Annotated in this window: 15 protein-coding genes; 7 read left to right on the forward strand and 8 right to left on the reverse strand. The window is 64.3% G+C overall.

Annotation, left to right across the window (positions count from 1 at the left end; genetic code table 11):
• The 3 genes from FCK22_RS09290 to FCK22_RS09300 form a co-directional block, all read left to right on the forward strand.
• On the forward strand, positions 1 to 169 hold a 169-nt coding region (locus FCK22_RS09290), incomplete at its 5' end, for a hydroxyacylglutathione hydrolase C-terminal domain-containing protein (RefSeq protein WP_282705403.1).
• A 175-nt stretch (positions 170 to 344) separates the two neighbouring features.
• Positions 345 to 2,666, forward strand: a complete 2,322-nt coding sequence (gene clpA / locus FCK22_RS09295) for an ATP-dependent Clp protease ATP-binding subunit ClpA (protein WP_067262217.1) — start codon at positions 345 to 347, stop codon at positions 2,664 to 2,666.
• Positions 2,663 to 3,616 carry a M23 family metallopeptidase gene (locus tag FCK22_RS09300; protein WP_067262219.1) on the forward strand — a complete coding sequence of 318 codons (954 nt, stop codon included), beginning with the start codon at positions 2,663 to 2,665 and terminating at the stop codon, positions 3,614 to 3,616. The genes clpA and FCK22_RS09300 overlap by 4 nt, the downstream gene beginning before the upstream one ends.
• A 15-nt stretch (positions 3,617 to 3,631) precedes the next feature.
• Here FCK22_RS09300 and FCK22_RS09305 read toward each other — a convergent pair whose 3' ends face one another.
• The 3 genes from FCK22_RS09305 to FCK22_RS09315 form a co-directional block, all read right to left on the reverse strand.
• On the reverse strand, positions 3,632 to 5,569 hold the full coding sequence (locus FCK22_RS09305; RefSeq protein ID WP_067262220.1) for a peptidoglycan -binding protein: 1,938 nt from the start codon (positions 5,567 to 5,569) through the stop codon (positions 3,632 to 3,634).
• A complete protein-coding gene (locus FCK22_RS09310) occupies positions 5,569 to 6,768 on the reverse strand; it encodes a biopolymer transporter ExbB (RefSeq protein ID WP_067262221.1) in 1,200 nt (399 codons plus the stop codon). Before FCK22_RS09310 ends, FCK22_RS09305 begins: the two co-directional genes overlap by 1 nt.
• 71 nt (positions 6,769 to 6,839) lie before the next feature.
• Positions 6,840 to 7,370 carry a gamma-glutamylcyclotransferase gene (locus tag FCK22_RS09315; RefSeq protein WP_067262222.1) on the reverse strand — a complete coding sequence of 177 codons (531 nt, stop codon included), beginning with the start codon at positions 7,368 to 7,370 and terminating at the stop codon, positions 6,840 to 6,842.
• Positions 7,371 to 7,436: 66 nt separating this feature from the next.
• On the opposite strand from FCK22_RS09315, the gene FCK22_RS09320 reads away from it, so the two are divergent.
• A complete protein-coding gene (locus tag FCK22_RS09320) occupies positions 7,437 to 8,444 on the forward strand; it encodes a DUF2125 domain-containing protein (protein ID WP_067262226.1) in 1,008 nt (335 codons plus the stop codon).
• Between the two features lie 7 nt (positions 8,445 to 8,451).
• Here the strand turns inward: FCK22_RS09320 and FCK22_RS09325 are convergent, their stop codons facing one another.
• The 5 genes from FCK22_RS09325 to FCK22_RS09345 form a co-directional block, all read right to left on the reverse strand.
• The gene (locus FCK22_RS09325; RefSeq protein WP_067262227.1) at positions 8,452 to 9,216 is read right to left on the reverse strand and encodes an extensin family protein; all 765 of its coding nucleotides are present in this window, start codon (positions 9,214 to 9,216) and stop codon (positions 8,452 to 8,454) included.
• Between the two features lie 26 nt (positions 9,217 to 9,242).
• Entirely contained in the window at positions 9,243 to 10,163 is a 921-nt protein-coding gene (locus FCK22_RS09330) for a prephenate/arogenate dehydrogenase family protein (protein WP_067262228.1), read from the reverse strand.
• A complete protein-coding gene (gene hisC / locus FCK22_RS09335) occupies positions 10,163 to 11,245 on the reverse strand; it encodes a histidinol-phosphate transaminase (RefSeq protein WP_067262230.1) in 1,083 nt (360 codons plus the stop codon). The genes FCK22_RS09330 and hisC overlap by 1 nt, the downstream gene beginning before the upstream one ends.
• 182 nt (positions 11,246 to 11,427) lie before the next feature.
• A complete protein-coding gene (gene rpsD / locus FCK22_RS09340; protein ID WP_067262232.1) occupies positions 11,428 to 12,048 on the reverse strand; it encodes a 30S ribosomal protein S4 in 621 nt (206 codons plus the stop codon).
• Between the two features lie 170 nt (positions 12,049 to 12,218).
• Positions 12,219 to 12,788, reverse strand: coding sequence for a DNA-3-methyladenine glycosylase I (locus FCK22_RS09345; protein WP_067268548.1), 570 nt, complete (start codon positions 12,786 to 12,788; stop codon positions 12,219 to 12,221).
• A gap of 177 nt (positions 12,789 to 12,965) precedes the next feature.
• Here FCK22_RS09345 and FCK22_RS09350 point away from each other — a divergent pair, with 177 nt between their 5' ends.
• The 3 genes from FCK22_RS09350 (at position 12,966) to phbB (ending at position 15,873) form a co-directional block, all read left to right on the forward strand.
• Positions 12,966 to 13,736, forward strand: coding sequence for an EAL domain-containing protein (locus FCK22_RS09350; RefSeq protein ID WP_231886461.1), 771 nt, complete (start codon positions 12,966 to 12,968; stop codon positions 13,734 to 13,736).
• Positions 13,737 to 13,899: 163 nt separating this feature from the next.
• Positions 13,900 to 15,075 (forward strand): acetyl-CoA C-acetyltransferase, encoded by a 1,176-nt coding sequence (locus tag FCK22_RS09355; RefSeq protein ID WP_067268551.1) that lies wholly within the window; start codon positions 13,900 to 13,902, stop codon positions 15,073 to 15,075.
• 75 nt (positions 15,076 to 15,150) lie between these two features.
• Positions 15,151 to 15,873, forward strand: a complete 723-nt coding sequence (phbB, locus tag FCK22_RS09360; RefSeq protein ID WP_067268545.1) for an acetoacetyl-CoA reductase — start codon at positions 15,151 to 15,153, stop codon at positions 15,871 to 15,873.
• The last annotated feature ends 3 nt before the right edge of the window (positions 15,874 to 15,876 follow it).

Genomic DNA, 15,876 nt, shown 5'->3' on the forward strand with positions numbered 1-15,876 from the left:
CGCCCGCGCCAAGGGGCAGCCGACCGTCCCCTCGTCGCTTTCACTGGAACTAGAAACCAATCCCTTCCTGCGCCCCGCCGACCCGGCCATCCGCGCGACCTTGGGGATGCCAGACGCCACCGACACGGAAGTGTTCACCGAAATCCGCAGGCGAAAAGACCAGTTCTGAGCGCCTGCAATCATGGCTCAAAGTCCTCGCTCACGGCAAATGTGACCGATTCGGACCAGAATCTTCTTGAAGATGGGCGATGATCAACCAAACTCTAATACTATGAGGCCATGGTCGGACCGGGGCCTGAGACATCTCAGCACCTCACCGACCCCGATCGAAAAGGAGCACGCCCGTGCCTTCATTCTCGACTACACTTGAGCAGGCAATCCACGCGGCCCTCGCGCTGGCCAATGCCCGCCGCCACGAATTCGCAACGCTTGAACATCTGTTGCTGGCCTTGCTCGATGAACCCGATGCCGTGCAGGTCATGAAAGCCTGTTCCGTCGATGTCTCTGACCTGCGCGATACGCTGGTGGAATTCGTCGACGATGATCTCAGCAATCTGATCACCGACATCGACGGTTCCGAAGCGGTGCCAACGGCGGCTTTCCAGCGCGTGATCCAGCGCGCCGCAATCCATGTGCAATCCTCGGGCCGAACCGAGGTGACGGGCGCCAACGTGCTGGTCGCCATCTTTGCCGAGCGTGAGAGCAACGCCGCCTATTTCCTGCAAGAGCAGGACATGACCCGCTATGACGCGGTGAACTTCATCGCCCATGGTGTCGCCAAAGACCCGGCATATGGGGAATCCCGCCCCGTCACAGGCGCGCCCGAGACCGAGGAAGAGGCCCAAGGCGTCACCGACGGCGACAAGAAGGAATCCGCGCTGGCGAAATACTGCGTGGACCTCAACGCCAAATCCCGCGAGGGCGACATAGACCCGCTGATCGGCCGGGAGGGCGAGGTTGAGCGCTGCATTCAAGTGCTTTGCCGCCGTCGCAAGAACAACCCGCTTCTGGTGGGTGATCCGGGTGTCGGCAAGACCGCCATTGCCGAAGGGCTGGCGCGCAAGATCGTCGCCGGTGAAACGCCTGAGGTGCTGGCCAATACCACGATCTACTCGCTCGACATGGGCGCGCTCTTGGCGGGCACCCGCTACCGCGGTGACTTCGAAGAGCGGCTCAAGGCCGTGGTGACCGAGCTTGAGGATCACAAGGACGCCGTGTTGTTCATCGACGAAATTCACACCGTAATTGGTGCCGGTGCTACTTCGGGCGGCGCGATGGATGCCTCCAACCTGCTGAAGCCCGCGCTTCAGGGCGGCAAGTTGCGCACCATGGGCTCCACCACCTATAAGGAGTTCCGCCAGCACTTCGAGAAGGACCGCGCGCTGAGCCGCCGGTTCCAAAAGATCGACGTGAGCGAGCCTTCGGTCGAAGACGCCACCAAAATCCTCAAGGGGCTCAAGCCCTATTTCGAGGAGCATCACAGCGTCAAATACACCTCCGACGCGATCAAGACTTCCGTCGAACTGGCGCATCGCTACATTAACGACCGCAAGCTGCCCGATAGCGCGATCGACGTGATCGACGAAGCCGGTGCCGCCCAGCACCTCGTCGCCGCCTCCAAGCGCCGCAAGACCATCGGCACCAAGGAGGTCGAGGCCGTGGTGGCCAAGATCGCCCGCATCCCGCCGAAGAATGTCTCCAAAGACGATGTGGTGGTGCTGAAAGATCTGGAAAGCTCTCTCAAGCGGGTGGTGTTTGGTCAGGACGACGCCATCGTGGCGCTGTCTTCGGCGATCAAACTGTCCCGCGCAGGTCTGCGTGAGCCGGACAAGCCCATCGGCAACTACCTCTTCGCTGGCCCCACTGGCGTGGGTAAAACCGAGGTCGCCAAGCAATTGGCCGACACCCTTGGCGTGGAACTGCTGCGTTTCGACATGTCGGAATATATGGAGAAACACGCGGTCAGCCGTCTGATCGGCGCGCCTCCGGGCTATGTCGGTTTTGACCAAGGCGGCATGCTCACCGATGGCGTGGACCAGCATCCGCATTGCGTGCTGCTGCTCGACGAGATGGAAAAGGCGCACCCGGACGTCTACAACATCCTGTTGCAGGTGATGGACCACGGCAAGCTGACCGACCACAATGGCCGCACGGTGGATTTCCGCAATGTGGTGCTGATCATGACCTCCAATGCGGGTGCCTCCGAACAGGCCAAAGCGGCAGTGGGCTTTGGCCGCGACCGCCGCGAGGGCGAGGATACCGCCGCCATCGAGCGGACCTTCACGCCGGAGTTCCGCAACCGTCTGGACGCCGTGATCTCCTTCGCACCGCTGCCGAAATCGGTGATCCTGCGGGTGGTCGAGAAGTTCGTGCTGCAACTCGAAGCGCAGCTGATGGACCGCAACGTGACCATCGAACTGTCGAAGAAGGCCGCCGAATGGCTCGCCGACAAGGGCTACGACGACAAGATGGGCGCGCGTCCCTTGGGCCGCGTGATCCAAGAGCACATCAAGAAGCCGCTGGCCGAGGAGCTGCTCTTTGGGAAGCTGGCCAAGGGCGGTGTCGTCAAGGTCGGCGTCAAGGATGATGAGTTGACGCTCAAGGTCTTGGGCAGCGAAAGCAAGCGTCTTTCCGGTGACCGCCCCCCGCTGCTCACCGCGGAATGATCTATCGGGCCGTACTGGCCCTGATCCTCTCCTCCGCCAGCCCTGCGCTGGCGGAGGATTTGCAATTGGCCTTCCCGCTGGATTGCACCCTTGGGCAGGACTGCCACATCCAACAATATATGGACCGAGACCCGAGCGGCGGCGCAGAGGACTACCGCTGTTCCGGCCTGACCTATGACGGCCACAAGGGCACGGATTTCGCCCTGCCCGACCGCGCGGCGATGGCCGCGGGCGTGACCGTGCGCGCCGCAGCGGCGGGGGTGGTCAAAGGGCTGCGGGACGGGATGCCAGATGGCGCGCCGCTTTCGGAGGTCCAAGGGCGCGAATGCGGCAACGGCGTGGTGATTGATCTCGGCGACGGCTGGGAGACGCAATACTGCCACCTCCGCCGCGGCTCGCTCCGCGTGCAGGAAGGGCAGGAGGTGGCGGTTGGCGAGCCTCTCGGCCTCGTTGGCCAGTCCGGCAAAGCTGCCTTTCCGCATCTGCACCTGTCGCTGCGCCATCACGGCAAGCCCGTCGATCCATTTGCCCCCGAAGGCCATAGTTGTGACATCGAACCGCGCAAAACCCTTTGGCAAGACACCCCGCCCTACCGCCCCGGCGGGCTGATCGCCCTTGGTTTTGCCGACCGCGTGCCCAGCTATGATGAGATCAAGGCGGGCGAAGCCAATCGCGACAGCCTGCCAAAGGATGCGTCTGCCTTGGTCATCTACGGCTACAGCTATGGCACGCGAAAGGATGACGTGCTGCGCCTCAGCCTCGCGGGGCCAAAAGGCACGGTCATCGAAAGGGATGTGCTGATGGAGAAGCCGCAGGCACAAGCCTTTCGCGCCATTGGCAAACGCGCGGCTTCTGCGCCATGGCCAGCCGGGCGCTATACGGGCAGAGTCACCCTGCTGCGCGAGGGCCGTGTGATTGACGAAAAGACTGGCGTTCTGACCCTGCGATAGGCCGGGGCTGCCTGCCTACTTCTCAGTAAACTTCAACTCGATCCGCCTGTTCTGCGCCCGCGCGGCTTCGGTATTGCCCTCGGCCACGGGCTGATACTGGCCAAAGCCATTGGCAGCCAAACGATCCGGCGCGATGCCGAGGAAATTGACCATATATTTGACCACCGACAGCGCCCGCGCTTGGCTGAGTTCCCAGTTGTCCGCAAACTCTCCAAAGCCGGAAAGCGGCACATTGTCGGTATGACCATCGACGCGGATCACCCAATCGATCTCGGGCGGGATGTCGTCTACCACGCTGCGCAGGATGCCCGCCACCTTGGCAATCTCACCCTCCCCGTCTTGGCTCAGCACCGCGCTGCCCGGCGCGAAAAGCACCTCGGAGGAGAAGACGAAACGGTCGCCTTCGATCCGCACTCCCTCCTGATTGCCCAGCAGATCACGCAACCGCCCAAAGAATTCCGAGCGGTACTGGGCGAGGTTCTTGCTCTCTTCCTCAAGCCGCTTGCGCTCTGCCGCCTCCAACTCGGCGCGGCGGCGTTCCTCCGCCGCGACCCGCGCCAGCGCGGTGTTCAACTCGGAGCCAAGCGATTGCAATTCCACCGATTTCGCCGCATCCCGCGCCACCGCGTCATCGAGCAGCGCCTGTAGGTTCCCCAATTGCGCGCGCAGTTCCGCGACTTGCTGGTTCAGCAATTCGGTCTGCCGCTGCGCCGCCGCGCTCACGGCTTTCTCCTCGGCCAGCGTTTCTTCGGCCTGGGCCAAAAGGGCGGCGCGGCGTTCGGCGGCGGTGGTCTTATCCTCGGCCAAAGTCTCCGCCGCGAGTTTTGCCGCCAGCGCCTGCGCCAAACGTTCGCGCAGATCCGACTGCGTGCCGCTCAGCGCTTCGCCCTCTTCCTCAAGGCTCTGCACACGGGCCAGCGCCTCGGCCAGACGGGCGTTCAGGGCCTGCTCAGTCGCCTCGGCCTGCGCCAGCCGCGCACGCAGGTCCTCTTCGGTGCCTTCCGCGGCTTCCAACTCTTCGGCCAGCGCGGCGCGTTCGGCCTCCAGACCCGCGCCGCTCTCCTCCAGTCGTTCCATCCGCAGCAGTACTGCGGCAAGCTCACTGTCGAGATCGCTGCGCGCCGCGCGGGCAGCGGCCAAAAGGGTCAGCGTCTCTTCGGCCTTCTTGCGCTGCGCCTCAAGCGAGAGGGTCATGGCCGTCAATTCCGCATCCGCATCCTCCAGCCGGTCGCGCAGGGCCTGCGCCGCTGCGGCTTCGGCCAGACGGGCGGCTTCCTCGGCGCTGAGCGCCTCTTCGGCCTCCGCCACCTCGGCATTGAGGGCGGCGACTTCGGCCTCGGCTTCGGCGTTCTGCGCCCGCAGATCGGCCACCAGCGCATCCAACGCCTCGCGTTTCGCGGCGGCGAGCCGGGCGGTTTCCGCCTGCGCGTCGATCTCCTCCCGCGCGGCGCTGAGCGCGAGGTTCAGCGCCTCTTGCTCATCCAACAGCGCGGCTTCGCGGTCTTCCAAGTCACCGATCCGCGCCTGATCTTCCGCCTGCGAGGCCAAAAGCGCGGCCACCCGCGCCTCAAACCCGGTGATCTCAGCCTCCGCCGCTTGCAAGGCAGCCGCTTGCGCGTCGCGTTCGGAGGTCAGCCCGGCGATCACCGCCTCTTGCCGCGACACCTCATCACGCGCGTCGTTCAGTGAGGCATTCAGCGCGCCAAGCCGCGCCTCCAGCCGCGCGGTGGTGCGCTCTTCGACGCCAAGCGCTTGGGCAAGGGCCGCAACCTCTCCGGCCAGTTCGTTAAGCTCGCTTTCCTGCCCGCTGATCCGCTCTGTCAGGACGAATTGCACCACCATGAAGATGGTCAGCACGAACATCAAAACTAGCAAGAGCCCGGTCATCGCATCGACGAACCCCGGCCAGATGGAGCCCTGAAACCGTGCGCCTGTCCGCCGGGAAAGTGCCATTACTGGTCCCCGCCACCGGGGATATCGCTGGCCCGCATGCGGCGGGCCTCAGGGGCGCGTTGCCCGGAGAGCGCCTTGGCCAGCAAGGAGATATCCTTGCGCAATTCGGCCATGGTTTCCTGCCGCCCGGCAGAAATCTCTTCCAAAATACGCAGCATCTGCACGTCGATGGAGCGTAGGCGCATCCGGCTTTCCGCGTCGATCCCTTCGCCCGCGACCTGACCTTCGAGCGTGGCGATCAACCGGTCTTGCCCATCGGCCACCCGCTCCAGCGCGCTGGTGGTGGTGGTGTCATGTTCCATCCGCGTGGTCATCCGGTCCACGGCATCGGCCAGCTTGCCCAGCTTGTCGTCGACCATGGCGCGGCTGACGTCGGATTGGGTGAACATCTGCTGCATCTCGGCCATCTGTTCGACCATCTGGTCCATCACGCTGGCCATGATGTTCTGGTCGCTCACATCGTCGCCCGAGGTCAGCCCGACCCGCGTGATGGAACTCAGCCAATCTTCCAGCTCTTGATAGAAACGGTTCTGCCCGTGGCCCGCGAAAAGCTCCAACAGCCCCACGACGAGAGAGCCCGCAAGCCCTAGAAGCGAGGAGCCGAAGGCCACGCCCATGCCGCCCAACTGCGCCTCAAGACCGGTCATCAAGCGGCCAAAGACATCGACGCCCGCCTCCCCCTCACCGGGGGCGAGGGAGCGGATCGTGTCGACCACCGCCGGAACGGTCGTGGCCAGCCCGTAGAACGTCCCCAGAAGGCCGAGGAAAATCAACATGTTGACAATATAGCGCGTGATCTCGCGCACTTCGTCAATGCGCGAGGCGACGGAATCGAGGATCGACCGGGTGGAGGTCGTGCTGACCTGCATCCGCGCGCCGCGTTGGCGCAAAAGCGACGCCAAAGGTGCAAGCAATTGCGGCGGCTTGGCGTCGGGTTCGGCATTGCCAGCGGCGAAATCCTCGATCCAGCGGACCGAGCCGATAAGCTGCATCACTTGATAGAAACAGGCGAGCACACCGACGATGAAGACAAAGATGATGACCCCATTCAGCCATGGGTTCGCGGCAAAGATCGGCAGCACCCGTGGCAGCGCCAGAAAGACCCCGGCCCCTGTGAGGCCGAGCGCGATCAGCATCAGAGAAATCTGACGCACCGGTTGTGAAAACTGCGGTTTTGCTTTGCGGTCTGGCTGTGCCATGCGGCCTTTCCTGACCCTTTGTTCTGCTCTTGCCGCAGCTTACACTGAAACGGCAAAGAGTTGCCAAGTTTTTATGAGGTCAACGCCTTCACCCGATCATGCAACCACTCCAACGCGGGGTCATGCAAGCCCACTTCGGACAGATGCACGGCGGTGTTGATCAAATACTCGGTATTTGGTCCGCGTCCGCCTACGGCGCGGGCAATGATCTGCGCCTGTTCTTCCAAGGGCAGCCCGCCGCAATATTGCTCATGCGCCGCGTCGATCACATAGGTCACCGCCTCCACGTCGCGGCCATCGGTCAGATGCACGGTGAGGTTTTTCTCGACATAGGCCGAAGAGATCAGCTCACGCTCGCGCAGGTACTCCAGCGTCTGCGCCTCCTGCCCCGCGGCGACCCGCATCGCCATCCCTTCGCAGGCCGAGCGGACGGATTCGTCAAGCGCCAGCACCAGCCCCGGCTGTTCGACCGTGCCCCGGTGATGGATCGAGCGCATGCAGAACGATCGGGCATAGCCCGGCAGCGTCGCGATCACGCTTTCCGCTACCTCAAAACCGGGGTTCCACAAGAGGCTGCCATAGCCAAATACCCACATTGTCATCCTGCTGGTCCTTTCTGCTGGCCTTCGGTAAACCGCATCTGAAGCACGATTTGAAGGGCTATCGAAATGCGGAAATTGGTTTGGCTGCTGATTGTGCTCGCCGCACTTTGGGGTGCGTGGTGGGCTGCCGCCACGACGCAGATGCAAAGCACCCTGACCCGCCTGCTCGACACCCGCCGCGCGGCGGGTTGGGAGGTGACGCTCAAAGAGATCGACAAAGCGGGCTTTCCCCTGTCCTTGCAAAACCGGCTGAGCGGGTTTGCCGTGGCAGACCCGGCCCGCGGTCTGGCATTCGAAGCCCCGCAGCTTGATCTCTCCGCCCCGGTCTGGTGGCCCGGAGATCTCTCCGCCCGCGCGCCCGTTGCAGTTGCAGACCTGCCCGCAGGCGCCCTACCCCTAACGCTAAAGATGCGCGACCTGCGCGCCGATCTGGAACTGCATCCCGGCACCTCGCTTCAGCTGGAGGCGATGGCGCTTCGCAGCACGCATCTTGAGGTCGACGGCCCCGACGGGCTGCTGCTGGAGGCCGAAGAGCCGCGGATGCGGATCGCGCAATCGGGCAGTGCGGCGCGGGATTATGCCATCGCGCTGCTGCCCGGCGGCATCACCCCCGGCCCCTTGCTACGCAAGGTTTTGGGCGATGGCGCGGGCCAGCCCGGTGGGCAGCCGATCCTCTCGGCGCGGATGGCCGTAACCTTTGCCCGCCCGCTGGACCGGCACAGCGCGATGGCAGGCACCCTGCCGCAGATCGACGCGCTGACGGTTGAGAATGTGGATGCCGCTTGGGGCGAGGTGGCTTTGGGCGCCGAGGGGGCGCTCACCTTTGACCCCGCGGGCATTCCCGATGGGGTGCTGAGCCTGCGGGTCACCAATTGGACCAAACTGCTGGACGCGGGCGAACGTGCGGGCTTTCTGCCACCGTCGATGCGCGGGCAGGTCGACACCATGCTGCGGCTGTTGGAAGCGCGGGGCGGCACGCCGGGCGGATTGGACCTCGACCTGATCTTTACGGATGGTCAGATGATGCTGGCGGGGATCCCGCTTGGCCCCGCGCCGCGGTTGATCCAGCCCTAACGGCCGCTTAGCGGCAGTAGCTACCACTGCGATAGCGCGCCGTGTCGAAGTGAAAGTGGTCTTGGTGAAAGCGGTCCGCCTCTGGCCCCAGCACCGTGCCAAACGGCCCGCAGGCACCCCGATGCATCCGGCGCAAAGCCGCGCTGCTGCGCCGCGCGCGCCAGCCCTTCAGCAGGCTGATCGTGCTGCCGTCCGCCAGTTCAAACCCGGAAATGTCGATCGCGCGGCCCTTGCCATGTTCGGAAATCTTACCGCCCTTGCGGTTGTTCCGCGTCCGACAGGCGTAATGCGCGGCGACCTTGAGCTCCTTCAGCCCGCCGCCCTGCCCCGCCAAAGCAGGCACCGCCGATTGGCGCACCCATGTGTTCAGCGCCTTTGCCGTGGTGCAATCCATCACCGCCGCGGTGCTAAGCCGGATGCCCGAGACCGAGCGGACTTTGACCGCATCCTCAATCCCGCAACCGTTGATCCGGCCCGCCACCCGGCCTACCCGCTTGCCCTGAATTGCCAGATCACCGCAGACCGCGCCCTTGGCCAACATCCGCTGGCGAGCACGGGCGGCCTGTTCGACCTTGGCGCTGCGCAGGGTGGGACGGAGCGATGCTTTCATCCCCTGCCCGCCCTCGGCGGCGGCACGGGCGACGGGATCACGTTCGGGCGGGGCGATCGCGCCGCCGGGGGCGACGCTCACCCGCAAGCTATCCCCCTGCTGACGCGCCACGGGCCGCTCAGAACTGTCCGGCCCCGCAGCCAGGGCAATTTGCCCCAGCATGATCAGCGGCAGGACAGCCCAGCCCCTCACGACTTGGGCGCGCCCCGGCCAAAATCGGGCGCGTCGGTATCCTGCCCCGCCTCGATAATGCCGCGCCGGATCGCGCGGGTGCGGGTGAAATAGGCGTGCAGATGATCGCCGTCGCCGGTCCGAATGGCGCGTTGCAGGGCGAAAAGCTCTTCGGTGAAACGGCCAAGGATTTCCAGCGTCGCGTCCTTGTTGGTCAGAAAGACATCGCGCCACATTGTCGGGTCACTTGCCGCGATCCGGGTGAAGTCGCGGAAACCGGCGGCGGAATACTTGATCACCTCGCTGTCGGTCACCCGGCGCAGATCGTCGGCCACGCCCACCATCGTATAGGCGATGAGGTGCGGCGCGTGGGAGGTGACGGCCAGCACCAGATCGTGATGCTCGGCGTCCATCTCCTCAACATTGGCGCCCGCCCCTTCCCAGAGCGCGCGGAGCCGCGCGATGGCGTCCTTGTCGGTGCCTTCCACGGGGACCAGCAGGCACCAGCGGTTGTCGAAGAGCTCGGCAAAGCCGCTGCGCGGGCCGGAATGCTCGGTCCCCGCCAGCGGGTGGCCGGGGATGAAGTGCACACCGTCGGGCAGATACGGCCCGACCTGCGCGATCACGTCGGCCTTGACCGAACCCACATCCGTCACCGTGGCACCCGGCGCCAAATGCGGTGCGATCTCGGCGGCCACGGCGCCCATGACGCCCACCGGCACGCAGAGCACCACCAGATCGGCGCCCGCGACGGCCTCAGCAGCACTGTCGCAGACCCGGTCGCAAAGCCCGATTTCACGCGCCGTGGCGCGGGTCTCGTCGCTGCGGGCATAGCCAGTGACTTCGCCCGCCAGACCGCCGCGCTTCATCGCCCAGAACAGCGAGGAGGCGATCAGCCCCAACCCGATCAGGGCGACCCTGTCATAGACCTGCGCCATCAGTTACCCCCTTTGAACTGCCGCACGGCATGGACGACGCGGCGGCAGGCGCTCTCATCGCCCACGGTGATGCGCAGACAGTTGGGCAGGTTGTAGCCCGCCACCCGGCGCACGATCAGCCCTTGGGTCTTGAGGTAGTCGTCGCAGGCCTCGGCCTCCGCCTGATTGGCGAAGCGGGCCAGCACGAAATTGGCGAGCGAGACGTCCGAGGGCACGCCGATCTCGGCCAGCGCATCGGCCAGCCAGGTGCGCCAGCGGGCGTTCTCGGCGCGGCAATGGTCGGTATAGGCGCGGTCACGCATCGCCGCCTCGGCGGCGTTGAGCGCGGCCTGCGACAGGTTGAACGGGCCGCGTACCCGGTTCAGCACGTCGATCACATGGCCCGGCCCATAACCCCAGCCAATGCGCAGCCCGCCCAGCCCATAGAGCTTGGAGAAAGTGCGCGTCATCACCACATTGTCGCGCCGGTCGACAAGTGCGGCACCACCGTCATAGCCCTCGACATATTCGGCATAGGCCCCGTCGAGCACCAGAAGCGCCTGCGGCGGCAGCGCCTCGGCCAGACGTTCAAGCTCGGCCAGACCGATCATCGTGCCGGTGGGGTTGTTGGGGTTGGCGATGAACACCAGCCGCGTCGCCTCGGTGCAGGCGGCGAGGATGGCATCGACATCGGTCACCCGCTCACGCTCGGGCACCTCGACGGGCGTCGCGCCCGCGGCGAGGGCCGAGATGCGGTACATGGCAAAGCCGTGCTCGGTGTGCACCACCTCGGTGCCCGGGCCGGCATAGGCTTGGCAGAGGAAGGCGATGATCTCATCCGAGCCCGCGCCGCAGATGATCCGCTCGGCATCGAGGTCCAGAACCTCGGCAATGGCGGCGCGCAGGGCGCTATGGTCGGAGGATGGGTAGCGATGCAGGTCATAGGCCGCGCGGCGATAGGCTTCGACGGCGGCGGGGCTGGGCCCTAGCGGGTTCTCGTTCGAGCTGAGCTTGACCACATTCTCAAGGCCCGCGACATGCGCCGCACCCCCTTGATAAAGGTCGATCTCCATAATGCCCGGTTGCGGTGCGATCTGTGTCATCTCGCTCTCATCCTCACGCTACTGCCGCCCTTCTATCGGGGGTGTCGCGGTGATGCCAGAATCATTCTGCATCCGCGGCGCCAGCGGACAGGCTGTTGCCCTGCTGCCCGCCCCTCTGCGCAAAAAGAAAAGGCCGCGCGGTTTGCACCACGCGGCCTTTGGCATTCGACAGGCGAAGAAGCTTAGTTCTTCGCGTAGAATTCCACGACGAGGTTCGGCTCCATCACAACCGGATACGGCACGTCGCCGAGGCTCGGTGTGCGCACGAAAGTCGCGGTCATTTTTGAGTGGTCGCACTCAAGGTAGTCCGGCACGTCACGCTCGGGCAGTTGCACGGCTTCGAGAACCGAGGTCAGCTGCTTGGAACGGTCACGCACTTCGATCACGTCACCCTCTTTCACGCGGTAGGAGGGGATGTTGACCTTGCGGCCGTTCACTTTGACGTGGCCGTGGTTCACGAACTGGCGTGCGGCGAAAACGGTCGGCACGAATTTGGCGCGGTAAACAACGGCGTCCAGACGGCGCTCCAGCAGGCCGATCAGGTTTTCACCGGTGTCGCCCTTGACGCGCTCGGCTTCGCCGAAGATGCGACGGAACTGCTTCTCGGTCAGGTCGCCGTAGTAGCCTTTGAGCTTCTGCTTGGCACGCAGCTGAATGCCGAAGTCCGACATTTTGCCCTTGCGGCGCTGGCCGTGCTGGCCGGGGCCGTATTCACGACGGTTCACCGGGGACTTCGGACGACCCCAGATGTTTTCGCCCATACGGCGGTCTAGTTTGTGCTTGGCAGCTGTGCGTTTTGTCACGGCTGATCTCCTTTATAAGGCCCCGAGGGGCGGTAAAGGGCGTTGTCCTTTGGCCGAAGCCCGACAGGCTTCCCCTTGCGGGGTCCACCAACACCAATGAAGGGGCGCTTATACGGGGCCATGGCGGGGAGTCAACGGGGGATTTTCGGCGAATTTGATCCGCCCCGCCCCTACCGTGCCATCGCAGCACAGGGCGCGTGGCGGTGACAGGTCAGGATATGATCGTTCACCAGCCCGCAGGCCTCCATCCAGGCATAGGTGATCGTCGGCCCGCAGAATTTGAAACCGGCTTTCTTCAGGTCTTTGCTCACCTGCTCGGACAAGGCGGTCTTCGGCGGCACCTCGGCCTGTGTGGCAAAGCGGTTTTGCAGCGGTTTGCCATCAACATAGCGCCACATGAAGGCGTCGAACCCCTCGCGCACCTCCAACTCCTGCCATGCGCGGGCGTTGGTGATGGCGGCCTCGATCTTGCCCCGGTGGCGGATGATGCCCGGATCACCCAGCAGGCGCAGCACATCCGCCTCGCCCCATTCAGCAATCTGGTGTGGATCGAACCCGGCAAAGGCCGCACGGAAATTATCGCGTTTTTTAAGGATCGTGATCCAGCTCAGCCCCGCCTGAAACCCGTCAAGGATCAGCTTCTCCCAAAGCGCGCGGCTGTCGTATTCGGGCACGCCCCATTCGGTGTCATGGTAAGCTTGGTAAATCGGGTCATCCCCGGCCCAGTCACAGCGCTGCATCTTCGGCCCCCCTCTGCGCGATCCACCGCGGAAATCGCCGCTGATTAAGACCGTATTATCACCTTTGCGCCCATACCAATCGCAGGACAGCAAGAGAGTACCGCCGTGCCCCGTCGATTCCAACGCCCTTTCGCCGACGTTCCCCCCGGTGGGGACAGCCCGCTGAATCATGCGGTGATGCAGCGCGATGCCGCAACGCTTGAAATGGTGCGCGAGGCCGTGGCCCATCGCCAAACGCTGCTGGCGTTCCAGCCCGTCATGCTGGCCAGCAATCCGACAAATGTTGCCTTTCACGAGGGGCTGATCCGCCTGCTTGATCCCACGGGCCGCGTGATTCCGGCCAAGGATTTCATGCCCGCGATCGAGGACACGGATACCGGGCGGCAGGTGGATGTTCTGGCCCTGCGTCTTGGGCTGAACGCGCTGCACCACCATCCCGGCCTGCGGCTGTCGATCAATATGTCCGCCCGCTCCATCGGGTATCAGGAATGGACTCGCGTCTTGCGCCACTGGCTGGCCCGCGATGCCACCTTGGGCGAACGGCTGATCCTTGAGATCACGGAAAGCTCGGCCATGATGGTGCCGGAACTGGTGACAAGCTTCATGAACCAATTGCAGCCCCACGGCATCTGCTTTGCCATGGATGATTTCGGGGCGGGGCAAACGGCGATCCGCTATTTCAAGGATTTCTACTTTGATGTCCTGAAGCTTGATGGGCAGTTCATCCGCGGCATCGCCACCAACCCCGACAACCGTGCCCTGACCGCCGCGCTGATGTCCATCGCCACGCATTTCGACATGTTAACCGTGGCCGAATGCGTCGAGAACGCCGCCGATGCGGCGGTGCTGACCGAGATGGGCGTCGACTGCCTGCAAGGCTACCACTTCGCCGCGCCAACCACCCGGCCCCCGTGGCTGAATTTCGACCGGGTGCGCGCCACCGGCTAAGCCAGCGCGGACAGGCCGCCGGGGCTGCGGCGGCGGGCTGCCTGCTCAGTTGCCGCATTGCAGCGCATCCGCTATCACTACCTCAGAGGGACGGGAGCGCCCACGCCCGACGATGGCGCGTGTCGGTGTGCCCCCGCCCAACAAGGTAGAGGAAAGTCACATCATGACCAATGTCGTCATCGCATCCGCCGCCCGGACCGCCGTGGGCAGTTTCGGCGGAGCGTTCGCCAATACGCCCGCCCATGACCTTGGTGCCGCCGTTCTGAAAGAGCTGGTGGCCCGCGCCGGGGTGGACCCGTCCGAAGTCTCCGAGACCATTCTGGGGCAGGTGCTGACCGCCGCCCAAGGTCAGAACCCGGCGCGTCAGGCGCATATCAACGCAGGGCTGCCGAAAGAGAGCGCGGCTTGGGGCATCAACCAGGTCTGCGGCTCGGGCCTGCGCGCCGTGGCGTTGGCGGCCCAGCATATCCAACTGGGTGACGCGAATATCGTGGCCGCTGGCGGGCAAGAGAACATGACCCTCAGCCCCCATGCGCAGAACCTCCGCGCGGGCCAGAAAATGGGCGATCTGCAGTTCATCGACACGATGATCCGCGACGGCCTGTGGGATGCGTTCAACGGCTACCACATGGGCCAAACCGCCGAGAACGTGGCCGAGAAATGGCAGATCAGCCGCGACCAGCAAGACGAATTCGCCGTCGCCTCGCAGAACAAGGCCGAAGCCGCGCAGAAGGCTGGCAAATTCGCCGATGAGATCGTTCCCTTCACCATCAAGACCCGCAAGGGCGAGACGGTTGTCGATCAGGACGAATACATCCGCCACGGCGCCAATATCGAAGCGATGCAGAAGCTGCGCCCGGCCTTCACCAAGGACGGCTCCGTCACCGCGGCCAATGCCTCGGGCATCAACGACGGTGCGGCGGGTGCACTGCTGATGAGCGCGGATGAGGCCGAAAAGCGCGGCATTCAGCCGCTCGCGCGGATCGCCTCCTATGCCGCCGCCGGTCTCGACCCGTCGATCATGGGCGTTGGCCCCGTCTATGCCTCGCGCAAAGCGCTGGAGAAAGCCGGTTGGTCGCCCGAAGACCTCGATCTGGTGGAAGCCAACGAAGCCTTCGCCGCGCAGGCCTGCGCCGTGAACAAGGAGATGGGCTGGGATCCGGAAATCGTGAACGTCAACGGCGGTGCCATCGCCATTGGCCACCCGATTGGTGCCTCGGGCGCGCGGGTGCTCAACACCCTGCTGTTCGAAATGCAGCGCCGTGACGCCAAGAAAGGTTTGGCGACGCTGTGTATCGGCGGCGGTATGGGTGTTGCCATGTGCCTAGAGCGCCCCTAAGACTAAATCGGCGCGCAACTTTCTTGCGCGCCGAAACATGCATTTGCAAGAACATTACCTTGAGGGAGGGATTACATGTCACGCATCGCTTTGGTCACCGGGGGAAGTCGCGGGATTGGCGCGGCCATTTCGACCACGCTGAAGAACAAAGGCTATACCGTCGCCGCCACCTATGCCGGCAATGACGAAGCCGCCGCGAAATTCACCGAAGAGACCGGCATCAAGACCTATAAATGGAACGTGGCAGATTACGACGCCTCCAAAGCGGGGATCGAACAGGTCGAAGCCGAGCTTGGCCCCATCGAGGTGGTGGTCGCCAATGCGGGCATCACCCGCGACGCGCCCTTTCACAAGATGACCCCCGACCAGTGGAATGAAGTCATCGCCACCAATCTGACCGGCGTCTTCAACACGATCCACCCGGTCTGGCCCGGCATGCGCGAACGCAAGTTCGGCCGCGTTGTCGTGATCTCTTCGATCAACGGGCAAAAGGGGCAGTTCGCGCAGGTGAACTATGCCGCGACCAAGGCGGGTGATCTGGGCATCGTGAAGTCATTGGCCCAAGAGGGCGCGCGCGCGGGCATCACCGCCAATGCCATCTGCCCCGGCTATATCGCGACCGATATGGTCATGGCCGTGCCCGAAAAGGTCCGTGAAAGCATCATCGCGCAGATCCCCGCCGGACGTTTGGGAGAGCCCGAAGAAATCGCCCGTGCGGTGGCCTTTCTCGTCTCCGACGACGCCGGTTTCATCAATGGCTCGACGATCTCGGCCAATGGGGCGCAATTCGTCGTCTAACGG

This window comes from Sulfitobacter sp. 15WGC (assembly GCF_005068605.1).
In the GTDB taxonomy this organism is placed as follows: Bacteria; Pseudomonadota; Alphaproteobacteria; order Rhodobacterales; family Rhodobacteraceae; genus Sulfitobacter; species Sulfitobacter faviae.

What these genes read in the sequence shown, in the direction of transcription:
- FCK22_RS09300 (WP_067262219.1), top strand. Translation starts at nt 2,663, where the DNA reads ATGATCTATCGGGCCGTACTGGCCCTGATCCTCTCCTCCGCCAGCCCT.
- FCK22_RS09305 (WP_067262220.1), bottom strand. Translation starts at nt 5,569, where the DNA reads ATGGCACTTTCCCGGCGGACAGGCGCACGGTTTCAGGGCTCCATCTGG.
- FCK22_RS09310 (WP_067262221.1), bottom strand. Translation starts at nt 6,768, where the DNA reads ATGGCACAGCCAGACCGCAAAGCAAAACCGCAGTTTTCACAACCGGTG.
- FCK22_RS09315 (WP_067262222.1), bottom strand. Translation starts at nt 7,370, where the DNA reads ATGACAATGTGGGTATTTGGCTATGGCAGCCTCTTGTGGAACCCCGGT.
- FCK22_RS09320 (WP_067262226.1), top strand. Translation starts at nt 7,437, where the DNA reads ATGCGGAAATTGGTTTGGCTGCTGATTGTGCTCGCCGCACTTTGGGGT.
- FCK22_RS09325 (WP_067262227.1), bottom strand. Translation starts at nt 9,216, where the DNA reads ATGCTGGGGCAAATTGCCCTGGCTGCGGGGCCGGACAGTTCTGAGCGG.
- FCK22_RS09330 (WP_067262228.1), bottom strand. Translation starts at nt 10,163, where the DNA reads ATGGCGCAGGTCTATGACAGGGTCGCCCTGATCGGGTTGGGGCTGATC.
- hisC (WP_067262230.1), bottom strand. Translation starts at nt 11,245, where the DNA reads ATGACACAGATCGCACCGCAACCGGGCATTATGGAGATCGACCTTTAT.
- FCK22_RS09345 (WP_067268548.1), bottom strand. Translation starts at nt 12,788, where the DNA reads ATGCAGCGCTGTGACTGGGCCGGGGATGACCCGATTTACCAAGCTTAC.
- FCK22_RS09350 (WP_231886461.1), top strand. Translation starts at nt 12,966, where the DNA reads ATGCAGCGCGATGCCGCAACGCTTGAAATGGTGCGCGAGGCCGTGGCC.
- FCK22_RS09355 (WP_067268551.1), top strand. Translation starts at nt 13,900, where the DNA reads ATGACCAATGTCGTCATCGCATCCGCCGCCCGGACCGCCGTGGGCAGT.
- phbB (WP_067268545.1), top strand. Translation starts at nt 15,151, where the DNA reads ATGTCACGCATCGCTTTGGTCACCGGGGGAAGTCGCGGGATTGGCGCG.